Genomic DNA, 26,178 nt, shown 5'->3' with positions numbered 1-26,178 from the left:
ACTCTTGCTAAGCTAGTTGAAGACTTTATATCACCGGGCGGTTTTTACCGCCTGGTTTCATTTTAGGGATAGTCGCAATGAAAAAATCGGTCGTAGCGGTTGGGGTTATTGTTGCATTAGGCGTGGTCTGGACAGGTGCATCCTGGTTTACAGGAAAACAGCTGGAAGGCCGTCTGGCTGAGATGGTGACGCAGGCCAATGGCGAAATCATACGTAGCGCGCCAGAAGCTGGCGTGGAGCTGAGTTATCAAAACTATCAGCGCGGCGTGTTTACCAGCCACATGCAGCTGGTCGTCAAGCCGGTGGCAGGAAATGAAACCGCCTGGCTGAAGCCTGGTCAAAGCGTGGTACTGGACGAAGTCGTGAGCCACGGCCCTTTCCCGCTGGCACAGCTGGCCTCTTTTAATCTGATCCCATCGATGGCGTCGGTAAAAACCGTTCTGGTGAATAACGACATCACGAAGCCGCTATTCGATATTGCGAAAAATACTTCGCCATTTGAGATAGATACCCGCATTGGCTATGCCGGAGATACCCGTTCCAGTATCGCGCTGAAAGCGCTGGACTACGAAAACGGTAACGAGAAAGTGGCTTTCAGCGGCGGCAATTTCCAGCTCGACGCCGATCGTGACGGCAACGTCTTCACCCTGACCGGTGAAGCACAAAGTGGCCTGGTGAATGCCGTTAACGAGTACGACCAGAAGGTTCAGCTCACATTCAATAACCTGAAAGCCGACGGCAACAGCCGCATGACCAGCTTTGACGAGCGTATTGGCGACCAAAAGATCAGCCTGGAAAAGCTCGCCATCGCGGTTGAAGGTAAAGAGATGGGCGTGCTGGAAGGAATGGATCTGACCGGCAAATCAGATGTATCCGAAGACGGTAAAAGCATCAATACCCAACTGGATTACAACCTGAAAAGCCTGAAGGTACAAAATCAGGATCTGGGCACCGGTAAACTGTCGCTGAAAATTGGCAATATTGATGGGGCCGCGTGGCACCAGTTCAGCCAGAAATACAGCAAAGAGAGCCAGGCGCTGTTGACGGATGCCGCACTGAAGCAAAACCCTGAAGTTTATCAGCAGCAGGCGATGGCGGTGCTGTTCAACAATCTGCCGATTCTGCTGAAAGGCGATCCGGTTATTACCGTTGCACCGCTGAGCTGGAAAAACAGCAAAGGTGAAACAAGCTTTAACCTCTCGCTGTTCCTGAAAGATCCTTCTACCGCCACAGGTGAGCCACAGACGCTGGCCCAGGAAGTGGACCGCACCGTGAAATCGCTCGACAGCAAGCTGACTATTCCGATGGATATGGCCACCGAGCTGATGACCCAGGTCGCGAAGCTCGAAGGTTATGGTGATGAAGATGCCGGTAAGCTGGCGAACCAGCAGGTGAAAGGCCTGGCAGCGATGGGGCAGATGTTCCGCATCACCAAACTGGAAGACAACACCATTTCAACCAGCCTGCAATATGCAAACGGCCAGGTGACGCTCAACGGCGACAAAATGCCACTGGAAGATTTTGTCGGTATGTTCGGAATGCCTGCGATGGGAATGCCGGACCCGGCTGAACCTGCCGACCCGACAGCACCAGCAGCACCGGCTGTGCCGCAACAATAAATATCAAAACCCCTCGCAGAGGGGTTTTTTATTGCCGGGCAATGTGCTGAGAGTTACTTCACCGGTACCAGCCGTGCCGTCACAATCTGATGCCCGGCCTGTACCTCGGTGTTCTCGATTCGCTGCATGATCCGGTCAGCCAGCGTGTGCCCCATCTCGCGTGCGGGTGTGGTTGCCCAGACGATGGGCAGATCGTCCAGCGCATTTTCGCTGACATCAGCAAAAGCGCCTAATGCTACCTGCTGACCAAAGAACGTTTCAACGCCTCCTTCACCGCTCTGACGCCCCGCGCGCATAAGGCCAAACCATGCCCCCATCGCGATGGTGTCGTTGTAGCAAATTACGGCGCTAATTGTTGGGTTACTGCGCAGTAACGAACCTATCGCCTCGGCGGCTTTCTTCTGGCTGGATTCGCACTCCACCACCCACTCACTGTGGAACGGCAGCCCGTATTTAATCAGCGTGGCGCAATACCCCCCCACCCGTTCAGCCCGCGTCAGGGAGGAACTTTTCCCGCCCAGCCAGGCGATACGCTGATGGCCACGACGGATAAGATGTTCGGTCAGCATTTGTGCGGCCTGCATGTTGTCAGGACGCAGCGTATCCGCTTCGTCCAGGTAACTGGCGCGCGATGCAAACACCAACGGCACGCCTTTTGCGGCGGCGCGCTCGCACAGTTCACTGCCGACACCGGACGCCCCGGCGATAATCACGCCATCAACGCCCTGCGTCAGCAACATATCCAGACGCTGTAGAAGCTGATCGGCCTCGCGCCCGCCGTGCAGCAAAAACACCATCCGTCCCTGCGCTTCCAGCGCTTCGGTCAGCCCGGCGGTCAGTTCTGCGTAAAACGGTGAGGTCAGATCGCGCACAATCAACCCAATCACACCGCTTTGCCCGCCGCGCAACGCCGATGCCTGGCGATTACGCACAAAACCCAGCTGCTCAACAGCCTCGTTAACTCGCTGACCCGTGGCGGAAGAGATGCGCCCTTTTCCGCTAAGAACCAGCGAAACGGTACTGACAGACACGCCAGCCGCCAGGGCGACATCGTTGATGGTGATTTTTTTCGCTACAGCCATGTGTTGGCGTGACTCCCTGATAATGAGATCGGTAAAACGTTTTATCAATACGTTATCTTTATACTCCCTGCGAAAGCCTGAGAATGTGATTTAGCGCGCACTAAAGTTTGATAAAACGTTTTATCTTCTCGCAGCATTGAAGCAGGCAAACCTATTTTAACAATAAAGGAGTCGTTTTATGACGACGAAAGCAGCACAAAAAATATCGCTGTGGGAGTTTTTCCAGCAACTGGGTAAAACCTTTATGTTGCCCGTGGCACTCCTCTCCTTCTGCGGGATCATGCTGGGGATCGGCAGCTCGCTGAGCAGTAACGATGTTATTACGCTGATCCCGTTCCTCGGCGCCCCTGTGTTACAGGCGATCTTCATCTGGATGAGTAAGGTCGGCTCCTTTGCATTTAGTTTCCTGCCCGTTATGTTCTGTATCGCTATCCCGCTCGGGCTGGCGCGCGAAAACAAAGGCGTTGCCGCTTTCGCCGGGTTTGTCGGCTACGCGGTGATGAACCTTGCCGTTAACTTCTGGCTGACGGCGAAAGGCATCCTGCCAACAACCGATGCCGCCGTACTGAAAGCAAACAACATTCAGAGCGTCATTGGCATTCAGTCTATTGATACAGGTATTTTGGGTGCAGTGATCGCGGGCGTTATTATCTGGATGCTGCACGAACGCTTCCACAATATCCGCCTGCCGGATGCGCTGGCATTCTTCGGTGGCACACGTTTTGTCCCGATCGTCACCCTGGTGGTCATGGGCCTGTTTGGTCTGATTATTCCTCTCATTTGGCCGGTCTTTGCGCTGGGCATTAACGGAATCGGGCGCATCATTAACGGTGCCGGTGATTTTGGCCCGATGATCTTTGGTACGGGCGAACGTCTGCTGCTGCCATTTGGTCTGCAACATATCCTCGTGGCGCTGATCCGCTTTACCGAAGCGGGAGGTACCATGGACGTGTGTGGTCACGATGTCAGTGGTGCGCTGACCATCTTCCAGGCACAGCTGAGCTGCCCGACCACTCACGGCTTCTCTGAGAGCGCAACCCGCTTCCTGTCGCAGGGTAAAATGCCTGCGTTCCTCGGCGGCCTGCCAGGTGCTGCGCTGGCGATGTACCACTGTGCACGCCCGGAAAATCGCCATAAAATTAAAGGCCTGCTGATTTCTGGCGTGATTGCCTGCGTTGTAGGCGGCACAACCGAGCCTATCGAATTCCTGTTCCTGTTTGTTGCCCCGGTGCTGTACCTCATTCACGCGGTGTTGACCGGTCTGGGCTTTACCGTCATGGCGGTGCTGGGCGTGACTATCGGTAACACCGACGGCAACGTGATTGACTTTGTGGTGTTCGGCATCCTGCACGGCCTGTCGACCAAATGGTATCTGGTGCCGGTTGTGGCGGCTATCTGGTTCGCGGTGTACTACGGGATCTTCCGCTTTGCTATCACCCGCTTTAACCTGAAAACCCCGGGCCGCGATACTGATACCGCTAGCGGCGTTGAACAAGCCGTTGCCGGGACAGTGGGTAAATCCGGCTATAACACCCCTGCAATTCTGGCGGCGCTTGGCGGAACGGATAACATAACCTCACTGGATAATTGCATTACGCGCCTGCGTCTGTCGGTTAACGATATGTCGAAGGTCGACACCAATGCCCTGAAGGCAAATCGCGCCATCGGTGTGGTGCAGTTGAATCAGCATAATTTGCAGGTTGTCATCGGCCCGCAGGTACAGTCAGTCAAAGATGAGCTGGCTACCCTGATGCGAACAGTAGAAGCCTGATGCCTCACCCCCTCTTCGTGAGGGGGTTTTACTTTAAGGACCAATGTGATGTTTGATTTTTCTACCGTTGTAGACAGACACGGCACCTGGTGCACCCAGTGGGATTATGTTGCCGACCGTTTCGGCGCCGCCGACCTGCTGCCGTTTACCATTTCGGATATGGATTTTGCCACCGCCCCCTGTATTACCGATGCATTACATCAACGCATCAGCCACGGTGTATTCGGCTACAGCCGCTGGAAAAACGATGAGTTTCTTGCCGCCGTGGCACACTGGTTCCAGCATCGCTTTAACAGCCGCATTGATACAGCGTCTATTGTTTATGGCCCATCGGTCATTTATATGGTGTCGGAGCTGATTCGTATCTGGTCAGACGCAGGTGACGGCGTTGTGGTACATACCCCAGCCTATGACGCCTTTTACAATGCCATCAACGGCAATCAGCGCACTGTTGTGCCCGTGGCGATGGAAAAAAATGCTGCTGGCTGGCTGGGCAATATGGCGGCACTGGAAGCCGCGCTCGCCAGGCCGGAAAACAAAATCCTGCTGCTGTGCAGCCCGCAGAACCCAACGGGTAAAGTATGGACACGGGAAGAGCTGCACCGGATGGCGGAACTTTGCGCGCGATATAACGTAGCGGTCATCAGCGATGAAATCCATATGGATATGGTGTGGGGTGAGCACCACCATACCCCGTGGAATGAAGTTGCGCGCGGAAAATGGGCCCTGCTGACCTCGGGCTCCAAGAGCTTTAACATTCCGGCACTTACCGGAGCATACGGTTTGATTGGCGATGATGAAAGCCGCAATGCCTACCTGAGCGCGCTGAAAGGCCGCGATGGGCTCTCTTCCCCTTCCGTGCTGGCGCTGACGGCGCACATTGCAGCTTATGAGCAAGGTGCCCCCTGGCTGGATGCGTTACGCCGTTATCTGGAAGAGAATCTGCACTACGTTGCGCGTGAATTGAACAGCGCTTTTCCGAATCTGAACTGGCAGCCCCCTCAGGCGACGTATCTTGCCTGGATAGACTTAAGCCCTCTGGACATTGATGACAAAGCGCTACAAAAAGTCCTGATTGAGCAGCAAAAAGTCGCCATTATGCCGGGATATACCTACGGTGAAGAGGGTAACGGTTTTGTCCGCATTAACGCGGGCTGCCCGCGCAGCAAGCTTGAGCAAGGGGTTCAGCGGCTTATTGCCGGGATTAGCGCACTCCTCTAATTGACTTGCGCAACGGAATATTACCTTGCGCAAATAGCTTTTTACCCCGTTTTGTTTTTATAATATGGCGCACTTTAACCAGAAAAGAGTGCGACCATGATTGATACAAGCCTTCCTTTAACTGATATTCATCGTCACCTTGACGGTAACATTCGTGCCCAAACCATTCTCGATCTTGGCCGCCAGTTCAATTTAACTCTTCCTGCTCAAACACTTGAAACCTTGATCCCACACGTTCAGGTCACGTCGAATGAACCGGATCTGGTCAGCTTCCTGAGCAAGCTCGACTGGGGCGTGAAGATGCTGGCCTCCCTCGATGCCTGCCGCCGTGTTGCTTTCGAGAATATTGAAGATGCCGCGCGTAACGGCCTGCACTATGTCGAACTGCGTTTTTCACCAGGCTACATGGCGATGACCCACAACCTGCCAGTGGCTGGCGTGGTTGAAGCGGTGATTGCAGGTGTGCGTGATGGCTGCAAGGCCTTCGACGTACAGGCCCGCCTGATTGGTATTATGAGCCGCACGTTCGGTGAAGCGGCCTGCTTGCAGGAGCTGGAAGCGCTGCTCGCGCACCGGGATCAGATAACGGCCATTGACCTGGCGGGTGATGAACTTGGCTTCCCTGGCAGCCTGTTCCTCTCCCACTTCAACCGCGCACGTGATGCCGGCTGGCATATCACCGTCCATGCTGGCGAAGCCGCAGGCCCGGAAAGCATCTGGCAGGCTATCCGCGAGCTGGGGGCTGAGCGTATTGGTCACGGTGTAAAAGCTGTTGAAGATCGCGCCCTGATGGATTTCCTTGCAGAACAGCGCATCGGGATCGAATCCTGCCTGACGTCCAACATCCAGACCAGCACCGTGCCAACGCTTGCGCAGCATCCGCTGAAAACCTTCCTGGAGCATCGCGTGCTGGCATCGCTGAACACTGATGATCCGGCGGTACAGGGTGTCGATATTATTCACGAGTATACCGTTGCGGCACCGCAGGCAGGTCTGAGCCGCGAACAGATCCGCCAGGCACAGATTAACGGGCTGGAAATTGCCTTCTTAACGCCTGCGGAGAAACAGGCGCTTAAAGATAAAGTGGCCCGCGGTTAAGCCATTTGCCGGGTGGCGATATGTTTACCACCCGGCCCTTAACATTTATGCCAGACAAAGCGTTGCGCGATGTTTGGCAGATTCCATCCCCAACTCAATCAGTTCCATAATCTGAATGGCCTGGCTTGCCGGAACCGGATTTTCCCCCGTCCCATTTAGCGCATCGCGGATCCCCGCATAATAAGCCGGGTAGTTACCGGGCATCGTCAGTAAGGTTTCCTGAACCTGCTCCTCTCCTTCGAAACGCGTTAACACGCCATCGCGCATATCATAACCCCAGTCTTCCTGCGGCAAACGCTCGCCATTTTTGAGACGATCTTCTTGCGGATCAAGGCCAAACTTCACGTAGCTGCCGCGCGTGCCGTGGATGATATACCGTGCAGATTCTGCTGCCGCCAGCATGGTGGCGTGCAGGACAATGCGCCGCTGCGGATAACTTAACACTGCGTGAAAGTAGTCTGTTGTCTGCGCTCCGGGCCTTAGCTGGGCTAGATCGACAGTCAGGCTCACCGGCAAACCAAACAGATACACTGCCTGATCGAGCAAATGCGGCCCTAAGTCATACCAGATACCACTGCCGGGCCCAGCCTGCTCGCGCCAGCGGTCACGCACCTGAGGACGAAACCGGTCAAAGTGAGACTCGAAATACGCAATTTCGCCGAGCGCGCCTTCGCTTATCAGAGATTTTACCGTTAAAAAATCACTGTCCCAGCGGCGGTTATGAAATACCGACAGCAACCGGCCCGCACTTTTTGCCTGCGCATCCAGCTCTCTCGCTTGTGACAACGTCACAGTAAAGGGTTTATCCACCACCACATGTTTACCCGCTTCCATCGCGGCCTTTGCCAACGGAAAGTGGGTATCGTTTGGGGTTGGGATCACAATCAAATCAATATCAGGATTGTTAAAAAGATGCTTTGGCTCAGAAACAACAGGAACCGTCGACCAGTCGGCATGGACTTTTGCCGCATCGCTGCTTGAAATCACAGCCAGTTCCATTCCTGGAGTCCCGGCAATCAGAGGAGCGTGAAATGTTTTACTCGCGTACCCATAACCAATAAGCCCGACACGGATGTTGTCATTCATATAGTTACCCTCGCAGATGATGTTCTTATTTCACACTGGCTATTCTGAAGTCTGAACAGATTAATAATGTGCGATATGACTTAAAATAGCATCCTGTGTTGGTTATTTTTGTTACATAGATTTAACCTGCTGATTTTCTTTAGGGAAACCGTTCCCAAAGCGCTTGCCGTGGCGAATGTTGCGCTGTAACATTTGCAATCTGTATTTATGGATAAATTACAAACACGAATCATGACGTCAATAATTAATCGAATCATTGAATTAGCGGGATGGATTGTCCTTGGAGTTTCGGTTGTGCTGCTGGGTGTTGCCAGCCATATCGATAACTACCAGCCGCCGGAGCCTGTTACAGTCGCACAACCGAAATAACCTCAACGCGGTAATAAAGAGTGACATATTATGTCAGTTACATATTGCCAGCCGTGTTGAAGAGGGTTAACCTTCTCATCCAGGCATCGTCTGATGCCTGAATCATTCAGCAAAGAAAACTCCTAATTTAGTCGCATTACCTGAGTGGGCTGTTTACGTCTTTATTAATCCGTTTATTATTCGAACGAATTACCTTCACTGGTATTACTCACTTTTATATGGAAACTCATTAATATGACAGTTCAGGACTATTTATTAAAATTTCGCAAGATCAATTCGCTTGAGAGCCTGGAAAAACTGTTTGACCATCTGAACTACACGCTGTCGGATAATCAGGAAATCATCAATATGTATCGTGCAGCCGATCACCGCCGTGCAGAGCTCGTCTCTGGTGGCCGGTTGTTCAATGTTGGCGAAGTCCCTAAGTCTGTATGGCGTTACGTACTATAAGAAAGTAGCCATCCGCGCGAAATGTTATATACTCTGCGCCCTGCAAATTGGCTATATAACGTTTCGCGCAGACTTATGGGAGAGAACATGACCTCATCGCCTGGAGAAAAAATCGGAGGCTGGTTAATCGCCCCGCTGGCATGGCTGCTGGTTGCATTATTAAGCGCATCTCTGGCGCTTCTGCTCTATACCACCGCACTGATTACCCCTCATGCGATCCAGACCCTGATGTCCCAGAGTGCAGGCAAGATTGCGCTGTGGTTTGCGTCTTTCGTCTTTGCGATAGCCATGTGGTATTACACGCTATGGCTAACCATCGCCTTTTTTAAGCGCCGTCAAAGTGTGCCTAAACACTACATTATCTGGCTGCTTATCTCTGTGCTGCTGGCGGTGAAAGCCTTTGCTTTCTCGCCCGTATCTGATGCACTGGCCGTTCGTCAGCTGCTCTTTCCGCTGCTGGCGGCATCACTGCTGGTCCCTTATTTCAAACGCTCGTCGCGCGTGAAAAAAACCTTTGTGAACCCGTAATAACCTTACAGTTATCCTGTTGTCGCCTGTTCTGGTTTATCAGATAATAGGCGGCTTTTTTATTTCAGGCTGAATAATGACCGATTACTTACTGCTCTTTGTCGGAACGGTGCTGGTTAACAACTTCGTACTGGTGAAGTTCCTTGGCCTATGCCCGTTTATGGGTGTGTCCAAAAAACTGGAAACAGCAATGGGCATGGGGCTGGCGACAACCTTCGTTATGACGCTGGCGTCAATTTGCGCCTGGTGGATTGATACCTGGATACTCATTCCGCTGGGTTTAACCTATCTGCGTACGCTGGCCTTTATCCTGGTTATCGCGGTGGTGGTGCAATTTACCGAAATGGTGGTGCGTAAGACCAGCCCGGCGCTTTATCGCCTGCTGGGCATTTTTCTGCCGCTCATTACCACCAACTGCGCCGTACTGGGCGTAGCATTGCTGAACATCAACCTCGGGCATAATTTCATGCAATCGGCGCTGTACGGTTTCTCCGCAGCGGTCGGTTTCTCTCTGGTCATGGTGCTGTTTGCCTCTATTCGTGAGCGCCTGGCGGCAGCGGATATCCCTGCGCCGTTTCGCGGAAATGCCATTGCGCTGGTTACCGCAGGTTTAATGTCTCTGGCCTTTATGGGCTTTAGTGGTCTGGTGAAGTTGTAATGAATGCTATCTGGATTGCCATCGCATCTATCAGCGTGCTGGGGTTAGTGTTTGGCGTCATTCTGGGTTATGCCTCCCGCCGCTTTGCGGTTGAGGACGATCCGGTTGTTGAAAAAATTGATGAGCTTCTGCCGCAAAGTCAGTGTGGGCAGTGCGGCTATCCTGGCTGCCGCCCTTATGCAGAGGCTGTTGGTGTGCAGGGTGAGAAAATCAACCGTTGTGCGCCAGGTGGCGAAGCGGTAATGCTGAAAATCGCCGCGCTGCTTAACGTTGATCCGCAGCCTGCTGATGGCGATGCAGATGTGCAGGAGCCCGCTCGCGTATTGGCTGTTATCGACGAAGCAAACTGTATTGGCTGCACCAAATGTATTCAGGCGTGTCCTGTCGACGCCATTGTCGGCGCAACCCGCGCTATGCACACCGTTGTGGCGGATTTGTGCACCGGCTGTAACCTCTGCGTCGCGCCTTGCCCGACGCAATGTATCGAGTTACGTCCGGTCGAAACGACTACCGATAGCTGGAAGTGGGATCTTCAGACCATTCCGGTTCGCATCATTCCTGTGGAACAACATGCTTAAGTTATTTTCTGCTTTCAGAAAAGAGAAGATTTGGGACTTTGATGGTGGCATTCATCCGCCAGAAATGAAAACCCAGTCTAACGGCACCCCGCTGCGTCAAATTCCGCTGGCGACCCGCTACGTTATGCCACTAAAACAGCATATTGGCGCTGAGGGTGAGCTGTGCGTGAAAGAAGGCGATATCGTGCTGCGCGGCCAGCCGCTGACCTTTGGTCGCGGACGTATGCTGCCTGTTCACGCGCCGACGTCCGGTAAAGTGGTGTCGATTGCGCCGCACACCGTTGCGCATCCTTCTGCGCTCACTGAGCTGAGCGTCATTATTGACGCTGACGGCGAGGACCGCTGGATCGATCGCGATGGCTGGAGCGACTACACTGCCCATAGCCGCGATGCGCTCATCGAACGTATTCATCAGTTTGGCGTGGCCGGTCTTGGCGGCGCAGGCTTCCCGACGGGAAGCAAACTGCGTGGCGGCGGCGACAAAATCCAGACCTTAATTATCAACGCTGCGGAATGTGAACCTTATATTACCGCGGATGACCGTCTGATGCAGGATTGCGCGGCACAGGTCGTGGAAGGCATTCGTATCCTCGCACACATTCTGCAACCACGCGAAGTGCTGATCGGCATTGAAGATAACAAACCGCAGGCGATTTCCATGCTGCGTGCGGTGTTGGCAGGCAGCCACGACATTGGTTTGCGCGTTATCCCAACCAAGTACCCTTCCGGTGGCGCAAAGCAGCTGACGCAAATTTTGACCGGCAAACAGGTTCCGCACGGCGGGCGTTCGTCCGATATTGGCGTGCTGATGCAAAACGTGGGCACCGCCTATGCGGTGAAACGTGCGGTTGTTGACGGTGAGCCGCTGACCGAACGTGTTGTCACCCTGACCGGTGAATCGGTTTCTCGCCCGGGGAACGTCTGGGCGCGTTTAGGGACACCGGTGCGTCACCTGCTGGAACAGGCCGGTTTTTGTTGCGGCAGTGAACAGATGGTGATTATGGGCGGCCCGCTGATGGGCTTTACTCTGCCGTGGCTGGATGTCCCGGTCGTTAAAATTACTAACTGCCTGCTCGCCCCTTCTGCCACAGAGATGGGTGAAGAGCAGGAAGAAAAAGGCTGTATTCGCTGTAGCGCCTGTGCTGACGCCTGCCCGGCGGATCTTCTTCCCCAGCAACTGTACTGGTACAGCAAAGGCCAGCAGCACGATAAAGCCACAGCACACAATCTTACCGACTGCATAGAATGTGGTGCCTGTGCCTGGGTGTGCCCGAGCAATATCCCACTGGTGCAGTATTTCCGCCAGGAGAAGGCCGAAATTTACGCCATCTCGATGGAAGAGAAACGTGCCGCCGAAGCAAAAGCCCGTTTTGAAGCACGTCAGGCACGTCTTGAGCGTGAGAAAGCGGCTCGCCAGGAGCGCCATAAACAAGCGGCCGTGCAACCCGCTGAGAAAGATCAGGATGCGATCAATGCCGCCCTGGCGCGCGTTCGTGAGAAAAAAGCCTCGGCTGCGCAGCCGGTAGTGATCCCGGCGGGAACAAAACCGGATAACAGTGAAGCGATTGCCGCGCGTGAAGCACGCAAGGCAGAGGCCCGTGCTCGTCAGGCGGAAAAAGCGCAAAACGCACAGCCGGAAACAGCTGTTGACCCGCGCAAAGCGGCCGTAGAAGCAGCCATTGCCCGGGCAAAAGCACGCAAAGCAGAACAGCAGGACGTTGTGGTGGTGCCAGAAGCGCCCGTTGACCCGCGAAAAGCCGCTGTTGAAGCCGCTATCGCCCGGGCCAAAGCACGCAAAGCAGAACAACACATACAACATGCAGAGCCTGAAGCCCCTGTAGATCCGCGTAAGGCGGCAGTAGAAGCCGCCATCGCCCGGGCCAAAGCCCGTAAAGCGGCACAGCAGGAAGAGCAGCCTCTGGCTGCAAATGACGATCCACGCAAAGCCGCAGTCGCTGCCGCGATTGCGCGCGTTCAGGCAAAGAAAGCCGCGCAGCAAGCAGTTAACGAGGATTAAATGGTTTTCAGAATCGCAAGTTCCCCTTTCACCCATAACCAGCGCCAGACATCGCGCATTATGATGCTGGTCTGCCTGGCGGCCCTGCCGGGCATCGCCGTGCAGTTTTGGTTTTTCGGCTGGGGAACCCTTTTCCAGTTAGTCCTGGGTTGTGCTACCGCTTTAGCAGCTGAAGCACTGGTGCTGACGCTACGTAAGATGGATGTTACCCGCACCCTCAGCGACAACTCCGCGCTTTTGACTGGCCTGCTGCTGGCCATCAGTATTCCGCCTTTCGCTCCGTGGTGGATGGTGGTGCTGGGCACCGTTTTTGCCGTCATTATCGCAAAACAGCTTTATGGCGGTCTGGGGCATAACCCGTTTAACCCGGCGATGATCGGTTATGTGGTGTTGCTTATCTCTTTCCCGGTGCAGATGACCAGTTGGTTGCCACCACATGACATTGCTGCAACAGTACCAGGCTTTATGGATGCGCTCCACGTTATTTTCACGGGCCATACAGCGATGGGTGCAGATATGAACGCGCTTCGCATGGGTGTGGATGGCATCAGCCAGGCGACCCCACTTGATACGTTTAAAACCTCACTTCATGCCGGGCATAGCGTTGAGCAGATCATGAAATCGGCCATCTACAACGGCGTACTCGCCGGTGCAGGCTGGCAGTGGGTGAATCTGGCATATCTGCTGGGTGGCGTGTTCCTGCTGTGGCAGAAGGCGATTCGCTGGCATATTCCGGTCAGTTTCCTGGTGACGCTCGCCGTCTGCTCGACCCTGGGCTGGGTGTTTTCTCCTGAATCCCTGGCCAGCCCGCAGATGCACCTGCTCTCGGGTGCAACCATGCTGGGCGCATTCTTTATTTTAACTGACCCGGTGACCGCATCGACCACCAACCGTGGCCGTTTGATCTTCGGCGCTCTGGCGGGGTTGCTGGTGTGGCTTATCCGCAGCTTTGGCGGCTATCCTGATGGCGTGGCGTTTGCTGTACTGCTCGCCAACATCACCGTTCCGCTTATCGACTACTACACGCGTCCCCGCGTGTACGGCCACCGCTAGGAGCCTGCTATGCTGAAAACGATGCAAAAACACGGCGTCACGCTGGCCATCTTCGCTGCGGTACTGACGGGGCTGACGGCGCTGGTGAATGCGCTGACCAAAACGACCATTGAAGAACAGGCGACGAAGCAACAGAAGGCTCTCTTCGACCAGGTTATCCCGGCGGATTTCTACGACAATGACCTGCAAAAAAGCTGTTTTGTCGTTCAGGCTGCTCCGTTAGGGAAAGGCCCGCACCGGATTTTTATTGCCCGTAAAGGGGATAAAGCCGTCGGTGTCGTGATGGAAGCCACCGCGCCAGACGGTTACTCAGGGGCAATACAGCTGCTGGTCGGCGCTGATTTTTCCGGTACAGTGCTGGGTACGCGTGTGACTCAGCACCACGAAACCCCCGGTCTTGGGGACAAAATTGAGCTGCGCTTAAGCGACTGGATTTTGCATTTCGCCGGTAAAGTGATCCATGGTGAAGATGATACCGCCTTTTCGGTGAAGAAAGATGGCGGCGAATTCGACCAGTTCACCGGCGCCACCATCACCCCGCGCGCGGTAGTCAACGCCGTAAAACGTGCCGGGCTGTATGCCGAAACGCTGCCCGCGCAGATCAACAATCTTCCGGCCTGTGAGGAGTAATCATGAGCCAGGTTAAAGAGGTTATTGTCCAGGGGCTGTGGAAGAACAACTCCGCACTGGTGCAACTACTGGGAATGTGTCCGCTGCTGGCGGTAACATCGACCGCAACCAACGCACTTGGGTTAGGCCTTGCGACAACGCTGGTGCTGACCCTGACCAACCTGTCCATCTCTGCACTTCGCCGCTGGACACCATCAGAAATCCGTATCCCGATTTATGTGATGATCATCGCCTCGGTAGTGAGTATCGTGCAGATGCTGATTAACGCCTACGCGTTTGGTCTGTACCAGTCGCTCGGGATCTTCATTCCGCTTATCGTAACCAACTGTATTGTGGTTGGGCGCGCTGAAGCCTTCGCGGTGAAAAACAGCCCGGCGATGTCTGCGCTGGACGGTTTTTCCATCGGTATGGGCGCAACCTGCGCCATGTTTGTCCTCGGTTCCATCCGCGAAATTCTGGGGAACGGCACGCTGTTTGACGGCGCAGATGCCCTGCTGGGTGGCTGGGCAAAAGCATTGCGCATCGAGGTGTTCCATACGGATACACCGTTCCTGTTGGCCATGCTGCCGCCTGGCGCATTTATTGGCCTTGGCATGATGCTGGCGATAAAATATCTCATTGATGAGAAACGTAAACGCCGCGCCGCTGAGCGCAGCGTGCAGGAAGGGATACCCGAGAAAGCCTCATGAACAAAGAGAAACGCATTGCGATCCTGACGCGGTTGCGGGATGAAAACCCTCATCCGACTACAGAGCTGAACTTTAACTCGCCGTTTGAGCTGCTGATTGCCGTGCTGCTCTCAGCACAGGCTACGGACGTGAGCGTCAATAAAGCCACTGCCCTGCTCTACCCGGTCGCCAACACGCCGCAGGCGATGCTGGAGCTCGGTGTAGAAGGTGTTAAGTCCTATATCAAGACTATCGGTTTGTTCAACAGCAAGGCCGAGAACGTCATTAAGACCTGCCGAATTTTGCTTGAACAACACGGTGGCGAGGTGCCAGAAGATCGCGCGGCGCTCGAGGCGTTACCCGGCGTAGGCCGGAAAACCGCAAACGTTGTGCTTAACACGGCATTTGGCTGGCCAACGATTGCTGTCGATACCCATATCTTCCGCGTGTCTAACCGCACCAACTTCGCCCCCGGCAAAAATGTCGAGCAGGTTGAAGAGAAACTGCTCAAAGTGGTTCCCGCCGAATTTAAAGTTGATTGCCACCACTGGCTTATTCTGCACGGGCGTTATACCTGTATTGCGCGCAAACCGCGCTGCGGCTCCTGCATCATTGAAGACCTCTGCGAATTTAAAGAAAAAGTGTATCCCTGAGCCTCTTTTCTGTTTCTATCCTCATATCAAATCCTTATGAAAGGAAGGTCTAACTGTGAACCTTCCTTTCGGCCACTTATTGTCCGCTTTTGTTTTCCCTAACCCTGTCGAATGTTCGGTCATTTAACACTCAAACAGGTTAATTGTTTTTTCATCACAAAAAATTTCTATACATCTGTGATCGAGATCACTCTGATAACCCTATGTTGGATTTTTGTTGTGAAAAGCTGTGTAAACCCTTTGCCAGACAATATTTAACCGATCCTTTACCGCAGATAAGACCAGTCATTTTTCAGAATATGGGCTATATCACTACCTGAAAGGCAAAATAGCAGAACATATCGCCAAATACGGTCTCCCAGGGGTTTGTGGTAGTGAAAAAAACCAACAATTGTCAGCCAATGAAATTTAACGCTGAATAACATTTGCATGAACCGAGTATTATGCCGCCTCAGTTATATGTAACAGATTATTACAAACGTATTGCCAGATAGGTCAGGATAGTGAACATTACCCGCCGTTTCCCCTCCCAATATAACTATAAGGCGGATGGACTATGGCCATCACGCTATGAACACCCCCGTTAATATGGGATGTAAAAAAAGAGGTATATGTGTCTACTGCAAACAATAAACCAACAGATGAGAGCATAAGTCTTAACGCTTTCAAACAACCTAAAGCGTTCTATCTCATCTTCTCTATCGAGTTATGGGAGCGTTTTGGTTACTACGGCCTGCAAGGGATCATGGCGGTTTACCTGGTTAAGCAACTGGGTATGTCCGAAGCGGATTCCATCACGCTGTTCTCCTCATTCAGTGCTCTGGTGTACGGTCTGGTCGCTATCGGCGGCTGGCTGGGTGATAAAGTTCTGGGTACCAAACGTGTCATCATGCTGGGCGCAATCGTCCTGGCAGTAGGTTATGCACTGGTTGCATGGTCCGGTCACGATGCGGCTGTGGTCTACATGGGTATGGCGACCATTGCAGTAGGTAACGGTTTGTTCAAAGCGAACCCGTCTTCCCTGCTCTCTACTTGCTATAACAAAGACGACCCGCGTCTGGACGGTGCATTTACCATGTACTACATGTCCGTGAACATCGGCTCGTTCTTCTCGATGCTGGCAACGCCATGGCTGGCCGCGAAATTCGGCTGGAGCGTTGCGTTCTCCCTGTCTGTTGTCGGGATGCTGATCACCGTTGTTAACTTCGCCTTCTGCAAGAAGTGGGTTAAAGACTACGGTTCAAAACCGGACTTCGAACCTGTGCACATGGGCAAACTGCTGGCGACCATCGTGGGTGTTGTGATCCTCGCGGCAATCGCCACCTGGCTGCTGCACAACCAGGGCGTGGCACGTGCTGTGCTGGGCGTGGTTGCACTGGGTATCGTCTGCATCTTCGCGAAAGAAGCGTTCGCCATGCAGGGCGCTGCTCGCCGTAAGATGATTGTTGCGTTCATCCTGATGCTGGAAGCGATTATCTTCTTCGTGCTGTACAGCCAGATGCCAACTTCTCTGAACTTCTTCGCTATCCGTAACGTTGAGCACTCCATTCTGGGTATCGCGTTCGAGCCGGAGCAGTATCAGGCCCTGAACCCATTCTGGATCATGATTGGTAGCCCGATTCTGGCCGCTATCTATAACAAGATGGGTGACCGTCTGCCAATGCCGCACAAGTTCGCGATTGGTATGGTGCTGTGCTCTGGCGCGTTCCTGGTGCTGCCACTGGGTACCAAATTTGCGACCGATGCCGGTATCGTCTCTGTTAACTGGCTGATCCTGAGCTATGCTCTCCAGTCTATCGGCGAACTGATGATCTCGGGTCTGGGTCTGGCGATGGTTGCTCAGCTGGTACCACAGCGTCTGATGGGCTTCATCATGGGTAGCTGGTTCCTGACCACTGCCGGTGCAGCGATTATCGCCGGTAAGATTGCTAACCTGATGGCAGTTCCAGAGAACGTGACCGACCCGCTGGTTTCTCTGAACGTCTACGGTACGGTCTTCATGCAGATTGGTATTGCCACCGCAGTTATCGCTGTGCTGATGCTGCTGACTGCGCCTAAACTGAATCGTATGACTCAGGACGACGACAAAACTGCTAAAGCGACCGAAACCGCAACAGCATAATGTCATCGGGGAACGACTGAACAGAAGCCGTTAACTTTGTGTTAGCGGCTTTTTTTTTATTCGTTCGCGCACTAACATAGCTGAAACCTCAGCAAAAAGGAGTTACCGATGAAACTGTTCTACAAACCGGGCGCCTGCTCTCTTGCTTCCCATATTACCCTGCGCGAGAGCGGCAAAGATTTCACGCTGGACGGCGTTGACCTGATGAAAAAACGCCTGGAAAACGGCGATGATTTCTTTGCTATTAACCCGAAGGGACAAGTTCCGGCTCTGCTGCTGGACGACGGTACACTGCTGACGGAAGGCGTTGCTATTATGCAGTTCCTGGCGGATAACGTCCCGGATCGCCAGCTGCTGGCGCCGACCGGCAGTATCTCTCGTTATAAGACGCTGGAGTGGATGAACTATATCGCAACCGAACTGCACAAAGGCTTTACGCCGCTGTTCCGCCCTGACACACCGGAAGAGTACAAACCTACCGTGCGTGCCTTGCTGGAGAAAAAACTTCAGTATATTAATGAGTCGCTCAAAGACGATCAGTGGATTTGTGGCTCGCGTTTCACCATTGCAGATGCCTATCTGTTTACCGTCCTGCGCTGGGCGCGTGCGGTTAAGCTGAACCTGGAAGGGTTAGATCATATTGCATCGTATATGGAGCGGATGGCGGCGCGCCCTGCGGTCGCTGCGGCACTGAAAGCGGAAGGTTTAAACTAACCGAGCGGCCTGTGTTGCCGGGTGGCACTGACGCTTACCCGGCCTACAAATTCCGTAGGCCCGTGCAAGCGTCAGCGCCGCCGGGCAGTGTCTAAAGTTGAGTTGCGCTGAAATAGTGCTCCGGCTTCGCGATACGATCCTGTGCCGCAACCACCTGCAACTCATACTCCTGCATATTTTTCGTCGCCGTCATAATTTCATACACCGCGGCAGTCACATGCTCCAGGGCATCGCGAAGCGTTGCGCCTTGCAGCAATTTCACCAACAGCAGGCCGCTGGTCACATCGCCAACCCCAACCGGCTGACGCACGCCAAAATCAACCAGTGGACGGCTAATATGCCAGGCTTCGTCTTTCGTCACCAGTAGCATCTCAAAACGGTCACGGCTCAGCCCTGCGCGGGCCAGGTGTTTCACCAGTACAATTTCAGGCCCTTGCGCAATCAGCTCGCGAGAGGCGCTCACAGCCTCTTCTACGCTGTTCACAGGATGCTCGCAGAGGATCTCCAGCTCAATCAGGTTTGGCGCAATGATGTCGCTCGCGGGCAGCGCGTGTCGTACGTGAAACTCAGCCACGCCAGGCGCCACGATGCAGCCCTTCTCAGGGTGACCCATTACCGGATCGCAGAAGAATTTCGCCGCAGGGTTCGCCGCTTTCACCTGACGCACGATGCCAAGAATATGTTCGCCCTGCTCTGCTGAGCCCAGATAACCGCTCAACACCGCGTCACAGCGTTTGAGCTGGTCGATATCAGCGATGCCCTGCACAATCTCCGTGAGATGCGAAGGCGGCATCACGCAGCCAGTCCATTTCCCGTACTGGGTATGGTTTGAGAATTGAACGGTATTAAGCGGCCAGACATTGGCACCAAGGCGACGCATCGGGAATTCCGCTGCGCTGTTGCCAGCATGTCCGAATACAACATGGGACTGAATGGCGAGGATGTTCTTCATTTTTTGCTTACCACAACCCTGAAAAAACAAAGGGGCGTGGTTTCCCACGCCCCTGCATACTTTTGATTACTTCCAGCACACCAGACAGTAATTCTTCTTACCGCGACGCAACAGCGTGTAGCGGCCATACAGACGATCGCTGTCAACAAAGGTGTATTCAGGATCGGTCTGTTTTTCACCGTTGATGGTAATGGCGTTAGAGGCAATGGTCTTACGAGCCTGACCGCGGGACGGTTGCAGCTCAGAATCCACCAGCGCCTGCATCAGGTCTGCGCCTTTTTCCATCTCAACCATCGGCACGCCATCCTGCGCCAGCTGTTCGAAGTCCGCTTCACTTAAATCACTCAGCGTACCGTTGAACAGGCTCGCGGTAATGCGTTTTGCCGCTGCCAGGCCTTCTTCACCGTGAACCAGCCTGGTCACTTCATCAGCCAGAACATACTGCGCACGAGGTGCTGTGCCGCTGTTTTTGTCTTCTTCTTCCAGTGCATTGATGGCTTCAATGTCCATAAAGGTGAAGAATTTCAGGAAGCGGTAGACGTCAGCATCTGCGGTATTGATCCAGAACTGGTAGAACTTATACGGGCTGGTTTTCTTCGGATCGAGCCAGATTGCGCCACCCTCAGTTTTACCAAACTTGGTACCGTCGGCTTTGGTGATCAGTGGAACCGTCAGGCCGAACACCTGGTTCTGATGCAGACGACGGGTCAGATCGATACCGGAGGTGATGTTACCCCACTGGTCAGAACCGCCAATTTGCAGGGACACGCCGTGCAGTTTGTTCAGGCAGGCGAAGTCATAACCTTGCAGCAGGTTGTAAGAGAACTCGGTGAAAGAGATGCCCTGATCGTCACGGTTCAGACGCTGCTTCACGGCTTCTTTGTTTATCATCTGGTTAACAGAGAAGTGTTTACCGATGTCACGCAGGAAAGTCAGCACGTTCATGCCGCCAAACCAGTCATAGTTGTTCGCGGCAATTGCAGCGTTTTCGCCACAGTTGAAGTCGAGGAAAGGCGCAACCTGTTTGCGGATCTTGTCCACCCACTCCTGCACGGTGTCTTCGGTGTTCAGTTTACGCTCAGCAGCTTTAAAGCTTGGGTCACCAATCAGACCGGTCGCGCCGCCAACCAGCGCAACAGGCGTATGACCTGCCATCTGGAAGCGTTTCAGGCATAACAATGGAACTAGATGCCCCAAATGCAAGCTGTCAGCGGTGGGATCGAAGCCGCAATAGAGCGCGATCGGGCCTTGCGCCAGTCGCTCTGCTAACGCTTCTTCGTCCGTCACCTGGGCCACAAGGCCCCGCTCTTGCAATTGTTTAATCAAGTTACTGCTTGCCATCAAATTCTCCATGTATAAACGACTGCACCTTTGCCGGTACACGACTTTTCGCCTGATGCGAAAGGTACATAGAATAAAGCGCTGGCGCACGTAGCGCTAGCGCTTAAACAACAATTTCGGGGATTACGGCGCCAGCCTGTCGATTTTCCAGCCACCGTTCTCGCGCTGGTATAAAAAGCGGTCGTGCAGGCGATGTTCGCCGCCCTGCCAGAACTCCATTTGCTCGATTGGGATGCGGAATCCGCCCCAGAAGCTCGGCAACGGGACTTCACCTTGCTGGAACTTTTGTTTTAACTCGAGGAATTTGCTTTCCAGTACACCGCGGGCAGAGATTCGACTGGACTGTTTAGAGACCCAGGCACCAATCTGGCTGTCGCGCGGGCGGCTGTGGAAATATTTCAGCACATCCAGGGTGGAAAGACGCTCGGCTTTCCCTGTAACCATGACCTGACGTTCCAGCATATGCCACGGGAACAGCAGGCTCACACGCGGGTTGTTTTCAATCTGATGTGCTTTACGGCTGCCCAGGTTGGTATAAAACACCAGCCCTTTCTCATCGTAATGCTTCAGCAGCACGATGCGCTGATACGGCTGCCCGGTCTCATCAACCGTGGCAACAACCATTGCGGTCGGGTCGGCAAGTTTTGCTTCACAGGCCTGTTTCAGCCAGCGTTCAAAAAGCACCAGGGGTTCAGCGGGAAGATCCTGGCGACGCAGGCCGCCTTTGGTGTATTCACGGCGCAGATGCGCAATTTGCTGCAATTCGTCGTTATCTGACATGGCGTTAGCTGAAATTGACATTAGGTGGCGCTATTGTGCGCCGCCCCTGTAAAAATCTCAACGCTTCGGATTTTGTAGCTGGCAATTGTTCAGCACAATGCGGTCACGTTTGTAGACCGTTGCTTCATCGCCTTTAGACCAGAAAACATAAATGCCATCGGTATAACGCGCACCTGACGCAGACATGCCCTGCTTCAGATTCAGCAGTTTGTTGTCAAATACAAAGCTGGCTTCCTGACGGGGGTTGTTGATCTTCACGGTCAGCGGTTTTTCGTCGCAACGATACTCCAGGGTATCGGTCTGCATACGTTCAACGAACTGGTTATAGACGCTGCACCCTGACAGCAGTAAAGGCACGGCAATAATAAGAAGTTTTTTCATGGGCGTATTCCGAAGACTATCCTGGTCCTGGAGGACATTGCTGCCCTCCTGTTTTCTTTCCATTTTAACGGCTACACGCAGTGCTGAATTTCAGTTAACTCTGATTATGACGGGGATTTGCCGGGAAAATAGCGCCAAGCACGCTCGCTTCACGCGCACCGGTTACCGAAGGGAGATTTCCCGGTAACCCGGCGATGGTGCGCCAGGCAAGCCAGGCAAAGGCCAGCGCTTCCATATCATCACCGCTGATCCCGGCATCGTCCGTCGTCGTGACTTCAGTGCCTGGCAGTAGCCCGGCCAGACGCGCCATCACCAGCGGATTGCGGCTGCCACCGCCACACACGAGCAGGCGTTCACATCCGCCGCTGAGGAGAACCTGTTCGGAAATCGAGGTGGCCGTCAGTTCCGCAAGCGTCGCCTGTACATCTTTTGGGGAAAGTGCAGGGAATGGCATAAGCTGGCGTTCAAGCCAGCCATAGTTGAAATACTCTCGCCCCGTACTTTTTGGCGCAGGCGCTGCAAAATATGGGTCGCTCAGCATGGACTGTAAAAGAGGAATAATCACTTTTCCTTCACAGGCCCACTGGGCGTCTTTGTCGTAAGGTTTTCCGTACTGACGCCAGATCCAGGCATCCATCAGCATATTGCCCGGCCCGGTATCATAGCCACGCACAGGCTGGCCCGGGATAAGCATTGACAGGTTGGCGATGCCGCCGATGTTGAGCACCATCCGGCGTTCTGTTGGGTGCGCCAGCAAGGCCTGGTGAAATGCGGGAACCAACGGTGCACCCTGACCACCCAGCGCGATATCCCGACGGCGAAAATCGCCCACGACGGTCACACCGGTCCTGGCGACAATCTGGTTGTTATCGCCAATCTGCATCGTGTGCGGCGCGTCGCCGGTGGGTTCATGCCAGACCGTTTGCCCGTGACAGCCGATAGCCACCACATCCTGCGGTTGCAGCTTCTCTTTTTGCATCAAAGCCAGTATCGCATCACCAAAGAGCGCGCCCAGACGCACATCAAGCTGACCAAGCTGTGACAGCGTCAGCTGCTGGCCCTGACAAATGCCCAGGATAGCCTCTTTCAGCGAAACAGGGATCGGCCATGTCAGACTCGCCTGCTGTGCCACCATGTTTTCATCTATGGCAGCCAGAACAACATCGACACCATCAAGACTGGTACCTGACATCACACCAATATAGCGACCCGATTTCATGCGCTTTCCTTACGTTTCGTGAGCGAGTTTCCCACACTCCACCATAAACGGCGTCGCTTTGCTATGCAGCGATAATATTTTTTAACAATGTCAGACACGTAACCGGGGGGCTTTTTGTTTATGCCTCGTTAAGCCAAATTCAAGTACAATTTTCCTATTGTTAGTGCAAAGATATGAACTATGGCCTCTTATGCCATATAATTTAGCCATAACGGATGCCCCACTGGTGGGCGTTTTTGGTGAACAGGAGATTCAAATGATTTTACGTGTACTGGGCGTTTCGCTGATTGGATTGACGCTGGCGGGTTGTGTGAATAACGATTCCCTTTCCGGTGACGTTTATAGCGCGTCTGAGGCTAAACAGGTTCAGAACGTGACTTACGGTACTATCGTTAATGCACGTCCTGTACAAATTCAGGGCGGCGATAACAACAATGTTGTAGGCGCAATCGGCGGTGCAGTACTGGGTGGCTTCCTGGGTAACACCGTAGGCGGCGGTACGGGTCGTTCTCTGGCAACCGCAGCAGGTGCCGTAGCCGGTGGTGTCGCAGGACAGGGCGTCCAGGGTGCGATGAACAAGACTCAGGGTGTTGAACTGGAAATCCGTAAGGACGACGGCAACACCATTATGGTTGTGCAAAAACAGGGTAGCACCCACTTTGCAGCCGGTCAGCGTGTTGTTCTGGCCAGCAACGGTAGCCAGGTTACCGTTTCCCCGCGTTAATACCAAAGAGGATGCGGCCACTGGCTGCATCCTTTTACAATATCCATCATTTAAATATATATATTTACAAAATACCTTTCTCTGCTATTTAGTTTCCCTTCTTATATTGCTCCTGCGCAAAGTATTTCTTCATGACGTTGTTAAACTATGCAGAATCACACTTCTTTAATAGACTATTATTTTATTGTTAACAAAAACGTATGAACACGATTGAACGTTACATAAAGAACCGCTATATCGCTTTTTTCTTTGGCTGCATAATTGTCATTGGGATATTACAGGGTTCATTTTTAAAACTGGTTGAGTCAGTCTCTTCATTTTCACCCTTATTATTCCCAACGCTCACCATATTTTTACTCGTGTTTCATCTGTTTATTGCTTGTTTTATGTCGATGAAATACTGGTGCGATCGCAGACGCTTGTATTTGGTCGCTATCGCTTTCGCCTTCACCGGGTCGATGCTGATGATGACTGGGACGCTGTCGAGCTTCCCTGCCTGGCTTGACCTCTACCAGTTCGACATCGTTAACTATAATGACACGATGATTTTCTTCACGTTTCGTCATATCCTGATGGCGGTGTTGATTATCCTTGCCGCGCTACTGTATATGGTCCGGGATTACCCTTTATCACGACTGGCGCATATCAGTATTATTATCGCTATTTTTGTATTCACCGCCTGTATGATTTTACTGGCATGGCTTTGTTCCGGTCACTCATCAGTATTGATGATTGATTTAGTGGATAATGAAACCCGGAAATTTATGGTTCTCTGGAGCCATTTTATCAATATCCTGCTTATCATTTTGTGGGTGGTGGCATTCATCACGCTGTTAGCTATTACGCGTTTACGCAATCTTTTCTGGGTTGGCGGTACTTTTTTATGTGTCTGTTACATCGTGACACTGTGCATGTTGTTTTTCGGTGGACACGCGGAGGATATCGCCTGGTATCGCGCCCGTTTATTTGAAACTGCGGCAACCTTACTCATTATTCTGGTTCTGCTTTATGATGTCTTTAGTCTCTATCGTGACTCACATTTAAAGTACCAACAGTCCTATCAAAATTCGATTCGCGATCCGCTTACCCGACTCTATAACCGCAGCTATTTTTATGACGCGTTAAACCAGTCCCTTGCGGCATCGAAAGCGACCCGACCAGTTTCCGTTATCGTCAGTGACCTCGATCGCTTCAAACGCATCAACGACTGTTATGGCCACCTACAGGGCGACAAGGTATTGCAGTTTGTCGCCAATTTGCTGATGGATTCCGTGCGCCCTCAGGATATTGCCGCACGCATTGGCGGTGAGGAGTTCGTCCTGATGTTGGCCAATACCGATTCCGATGCCGCACGCCAGGTGGCAGAGCGTATTCGCCTCAACTTAAGTAGCTTTGATAAGACCAGCAGTAACGGACAGCTTCCGGAGCCCATTACCATCAGCATGGGGGTGTTTACCGCGACATCTTCACAGATAACCGCCGAGTATTGCGTGGAAAGTGCGGATAAAGCAATGTATGAGGCAAAAGAGACGGGACGTAACCGCGTGGTGGTCTTTCAGTAAGAAAAAGCCTTGCTGATGCAAGGCTTTTTTATGTTCTCAGTCGCGGGACTGCAACTCACTGATGTTCTGCTCAAGACGAGCAATGAGACTAATGAGCATCTCAAGTTCCGCCGGAGATATCCCGGACAGGATCTCCCCTCGCGTTTTGCTGATTACAGCTTCCATCTCATCAATGATTGGCGCTGCTTTTTCAGTGAGTTTAATCCGCTTGGCGCGACGGTCACTGGCGCAGGTCTGCCGTGATATCAGCCCCTTTTCTTCCAGCTGATCGAGCGTTCGTACCAACGACGGCTGCTCAATACCTATCGCTTTGGCCAGTTGAATTTGCGACTGTTCGGGTGGCAGCTGATGAATGTTATGCAGCGTGACCCAATGCGTCTGTGTCAATTCCAGAGGTTTCAGGCGATGGTCAATCAGAGCACGCCAGACGCGTACCAACCTTGCCAGATCAGAACCTAATGGCGATTCCAATTTCATCTCCTTATAATTAGCTTGCTAAGTTATTATACTGATTTTAGAATAGTGTGCAGCATTTATATTGCCAAAACAAATGCAATACTGCATTCATCGATGTTGAAAGTATGATTTACACTGAATACTGTCGCTTCATCGTGTAATGACTGGCCATTGTGGCCACCCTTTCAACTGCAAAGGATCTCTGCTCGTGAAGTTTTCTTACAGCTCTGCGGGGTTACCCCTCCAGGACTTGATAGTCGGTGCATCAGTCTATTTCCCTCCTCTTTTTAAAGCCGTTTTTGTCGGCTTTTTGATTTGGCTCGTCGCGCACCGCCTGCTGCGTGACTGGATGTATTCCGGTGAAATCTGGCACCCGATGCTGATGGATCTCTCCCTGTTTGCCCTTTCCGTATGTCTTGGCCTTGCCGTGTTGATTGTGTGGTGAA

At 53.0% G+C, this 26,178-nt stretch carries 27 protein-coding genes; 19 read left to right on the top strand and 8 right to left on the bottom strand.

The genetic code is table 11. The features are described 5' to 3' along the window. Positions 1–77 precede the first annotated feature (77 nt). A complete protein-coding gene (locus tag ACS603_RS03715) occupies positions 78–1,619 on the top strand; it encodes a YdgA family protein (protein WP_474943784.1) in 1,542 nt (513 codons plus the stop codon). Between the two features lie 53 nt (positions 1,620–1,672). Here the strand turns inward: ACS603_RS03715 and ACS603_RS03710 are convergent, their stop codons facing one another. Next, positions 1,673–2,701, bottom strand: a complete 1,029-nt coding sequence (locus ACS603_RS03710) for a Mal regulon transcriptional regulator MalI (protein ID WP_182060796.1) — start codon at positions 2,699–2,701, stop codon at positions 1,673–1,675. A 178-nt stretch (positions 2,702–2,879) separates the two neighbouring features. Between ACS603_RS03710 and malX the strand changes: the two genes are divergently transcribed. The 3 genes from malX (at position 2,880) to add (ending at position 6,791) form a co-directional block, all read left to right on the top strand. Beyond that, positions 2,880–4,472, top strand: a complete 1,593-nt coding sequence (gene malX / locus ACS603_RS03705) for a maltose/glucose-specific PTS transporter subunit IIBC (RefSeq protein ID WP_182060795.1) — start codon at positions 2,880–2,882, stop codon at positions 4,470–4,472. A gap of 48 nt (positions 4,473–4,520) precedes the next feature. Then, positions 4,521–5,693: a MalY/PatB family protein gene (locus ACS603_RS03700; RefSeq protein ID WP_474943783.1), complete on the top strand. Its 1,173-nt coding sequence runs from the start codon at positions 4,521–4,523 to the stop codon at positions 5,691–5,693. Positions 5,694–5,789: 96 nt separating this feature from the next. Beyond that, positions 5,790–6,791, top strand: a complete 1,002-nt coding sequence (gene add, locus ACS603_RS03695) for an adenosine deaminase (protein ID WP_474943782.1) — start codon at positions 5,790–5,792, stop codon at positions 6,789–6,791. A gap of 45 nt (positions 6,792–6,836) precedes the next feature. Here add and ACS603_RS03690 read toward each other — a convergent pair whose 3' ends face one another. Continuing rightward, positions 6,837–7,877 (bottom strand): oxidoreductase, encoded by a 1,041-nt coding sequence (locus ACS603_RS03690; protein ID WP_474943780.1) that lies wholly within the window; start codon positions 7,875–7,877, stop codon positions 6,837–6,839. 243 nt (positions 7,878–8,120) lie between these two features. On the opposite strand from ACS603_RS03690, the gene blr reads away from it, so the two are divergent. The 12 genes from blr to gstA all read left to right on the top strand — a co-directional run bounded on the left by blr (position 8,121) and on the right by gstA (position 18,317). Further along, positions 8,121–8,246: a division septum protein Blr gene (gene blr, locus ACS603_RS03685; RefSeq protein WP_168162139.1), complete on the top strand. Its 126-nt coding sequence runs from the start codon at positions 8,121–8,123 to the stop codon at positions 8,244–8,246. A 234-nt stretch (positions 8,247–8,480) separates the two neighbouring features. Further along, entirely contained in the window at positions 8,481–8,696 is a 216-nt protein-coding gene (gene ydgT, locus ACS603_RS03680; RefSeq protein WP_006174966.1) for a transcription modulator YdgT, read from the top strand. Between the two features lie 87 nt (positions 8,697–8,783). Continuing rightward, positions 8,784–9,224 carry a DUF2569 domain-containing protein gene (locus ACS603_RS03675; protein WP_474943779.1) on the top strand — a complete coding sequence of 147 codons (441 nt, stop codon included), beginning with the start codon at positions 8,784–8,786 and terminating at the stop codon, positions 9,222–9,224. Positions 9,225–9,300: 76 nt separating this feature from the next. Next, positions 9,301–9,882 (top strand): electron transport complex subunit RsxA, encoded by a 582-nt coding sequence (rsxA, locus tag ACS603_RS03670; RefSeq protein ID WP_008500564.1) that lies wholly within the window; start codon positions 9,301–9,303, stop codon positions 9,880–9,882. Continuing rightward, positions 9,882–10,460, top strand: a complete 579-nt coding sequence (rsxB, locus tag ACS603_RS03665; RefSeq protein ID WP_446492900.1) for an electron transport complex subunit RsxB — start codon at positions 9,882–9,884, stop codon at positions 10,458–10,460. Before rsxA ends, rsxB begins: the two co-directional genes overlap by 1 nt. Beyond that, positions 10,453–12,477 (top strand): electron transport complex subunit RsxC, encoded by a 2,025-nt coding sequence (gene rsxC, locus ACS603_RS03660; protein ID WP_474943778.1) that lies wholly within the window; start codon positions 10,453–10,455, stop codon positions 12,475–12,477. Before rsxB ends, rsxC begins: the two co-directional genes overlap by 8 nt. Then, entirely contained in the window at positions 12,478–13,530 is a 1,053-nt protein-coding gene (rsxD, locus tag ACS603_RS03655) for an electron transport complex subunit RsxD (protein ID WP_474943777.1), read from the top strand. A gap of 9 nt (positions 13,531–13,539) precedes the next feature. Then, positions 13,540–14,160, top strand: coding sequence for an electron transport complex subunit RsxG (rsxG, locus tag ACS603_RS03650; RefSeq protein ID WP_474943776.1), 621 nt, complete (start codon positions 13,540–13,542; stop codon positions 14,158–14,160). 2 nt (positions 14,161–14,162) lie between these two features. Continuing rightward, positions 14,163–14,849, top strand: a complete 687-nt coding sequence (locus ACS603_RS03645) for an electron transport complex subunit E (protein ID WP_166716823.1) — start codon at positions 14,163–14,165, stop codon at positions 14,847–14,849. Further along, positions 14,846–15,481: an endonuclease III gene (gene nth / locus ACS603_RS03640; RefSeq protein ID WP_014069985.1), complete on the top strand. Its 636-nt coding sequence runs from the start codon at positions 14,846–14,848 to the stop codon at positions 15,479–15,481. Before ACS603_RS03645 ends, nth begins: the two co-directional genes overlap by 4 nt. 613 nt (positions 15,482–16,094) lie before the next feature. Then, positions 16,095–17,603 carry a dipeptide/tripeptide permease DtpA gene (dtpA, locus tag ACS603_RS03635; protein WP_474943775.1) on the top strand — a complete coding sequence of 503 codons (1,509 nt, stop codon included), beginning with the start codon at positions 16,095–16,097 and terminating at the stop codon, positions 17,601–17,603. 108 nt (positions 17,604–17,711) lie between these two features. Next, positions 17,712–18,317 (top strand): glutathione transferase GstA, encoded by a 606-nt coding sequence (gene gstA, locus ACS603_RS03630; RefSeq protein WP_315688413.1) that lies wholly within the window; start codon positions 17,712–17,714, stop codon positions 18,315–18,317. A gap of 91 nt (positions 18,318–18,408) precedes the next feature. On the opposite strand, the gene pdxY is transcribed toward gstA, so the two are convergent. The 5 genes from pdxY to anmK all read right to left on the bottom strand — a co-directional run bounded on the left by pdxY (position 18,409) and on the right by anmK (position 22,990). Further along, positions 18,409–19,269: a pyridoxal kinase PdxY gene (pdxY, locus tag ACS603_RS03625; protein WP_182060784.1), complete on the bottom strand. Its 861-nt coding sequence runs from the start codon at positions 19,267–19,269 to the stop codon at positions 18,409–18,411. A gap of 66 nt (positions 19,270–19,335) precedes the next feature. Further along, a complete protein-coding gene (tyrS, locus tag ACS603_RS03620) occupies positions 19,336–20,610 on the bottom strand; it encodes a tyrosine--tRNA ligase (protein WP_315688412.1) in 1,275 nt (424 codons plus the stop codon). A 123-nt stretch (positions 20,611–20,733) separates the two neighbouring features. Further along, positions 20,734–21,390 carry a pyridoxamine 5'-phosphate oxidase gene (pdxH, locus tag ACS603_RS03615; RefSeq protein ID WP_315688694.1) on the bottom strand — a complete coding sequence of 219 codons (657 nt, stop codon included), beginning with the start codon at positions 21,388–21,390 and terminating at the stop codon, positions 20,734–20,736. A 57-nt stretch (positions 21,391–21,447) separates the two neighbouring features. Then, complete coding sequence (gene mliC / locus ACS603_RS03610) at positions 21,448–21,771, bottom strand: C-type lysozyme inhibitor (protein WP_182060782.1); 324 nt, start codon at positions 21,769–21,771, stop codon at positions 21,448–21,450. Between the two features lie 94 nt (positions 21,772–21,865). Then, entirely contained in the window at positions 21,866–22,990 is a 1,125-nt protein-coding gene (anmK, locus tag ACS603_RS03605) for an anhydro-N-acetylmuramic acid kinase (RefSeq protein WP_182060781.1), read from the bottom strand. Between the two features lie 256 nt (positions 22,991–23,246). Here anmK and slyB point away from each other — a divergent pair, with 256 nt between their 5' ends. Then, positions 23,247–23,714 carry an outer membrane lipoprotein SlyB gene (gene slyB / locus ACS603_RS03600; RefSeq protein ID WP_182060780.1) on the top strand — a complete coding sequence of 156 codons (468 nt, stop codon included), beginning with the start codon at positions 23,247–23,249 and terminating at the stop codon, positions 23,712–23,714. A 200-nt stretch (positions 23,715–23,914) separates the two neighbouring features. Then, a complete protein-coding gene (locus ACS603_RS03595) occupies positions 23,915–25,276 on the top strand; it encodes an MASE4 domain-containing protein (protein WP_474943774.1) in 1,362 nt (453 codons plus the stop codon). Positions 25,277–25,312: 36 nt separating this feature from the next. Here the strand turns inward: ACS603_RS03595 and slyA are convergent, their stop codons facing one another. Further along, positions 25,313–25,753, bottom strand: a complete 441-nt coding sequence (gene slyA / locus ACS603_RS03590) for a transcriptional regulator SlyA (protein ID WP_041162049.1) — start codon at positions 25,751–25,753, stop codon at positions 25,313–25,315. A gap of 139 nt (positions 25,754–25,892) precedes the next feature. Here slyA and ACS603_RS03585 point away from each other — a divergent pair, with 139 nt between their 5' ends. Next, positions 25,893–26,177, top strand: a complete 285-nt coding sequence (locus ACS603_RS03585; protein ID WP_395677902.1) for a DUF1656 domain-containing protein — start codon at positions 25,893–25,895, stop codon at positions 26,175–26,177. Position 26,178 lies beyond the last annotated feature (1 nt).

The sequence above is a fragment of the Enterobacter sp. Li2LvB3 genome (assembly GCF_056156645.1).
This window is presented reverse-complemented; position numbering and strand designations above follow the sequence as displayed.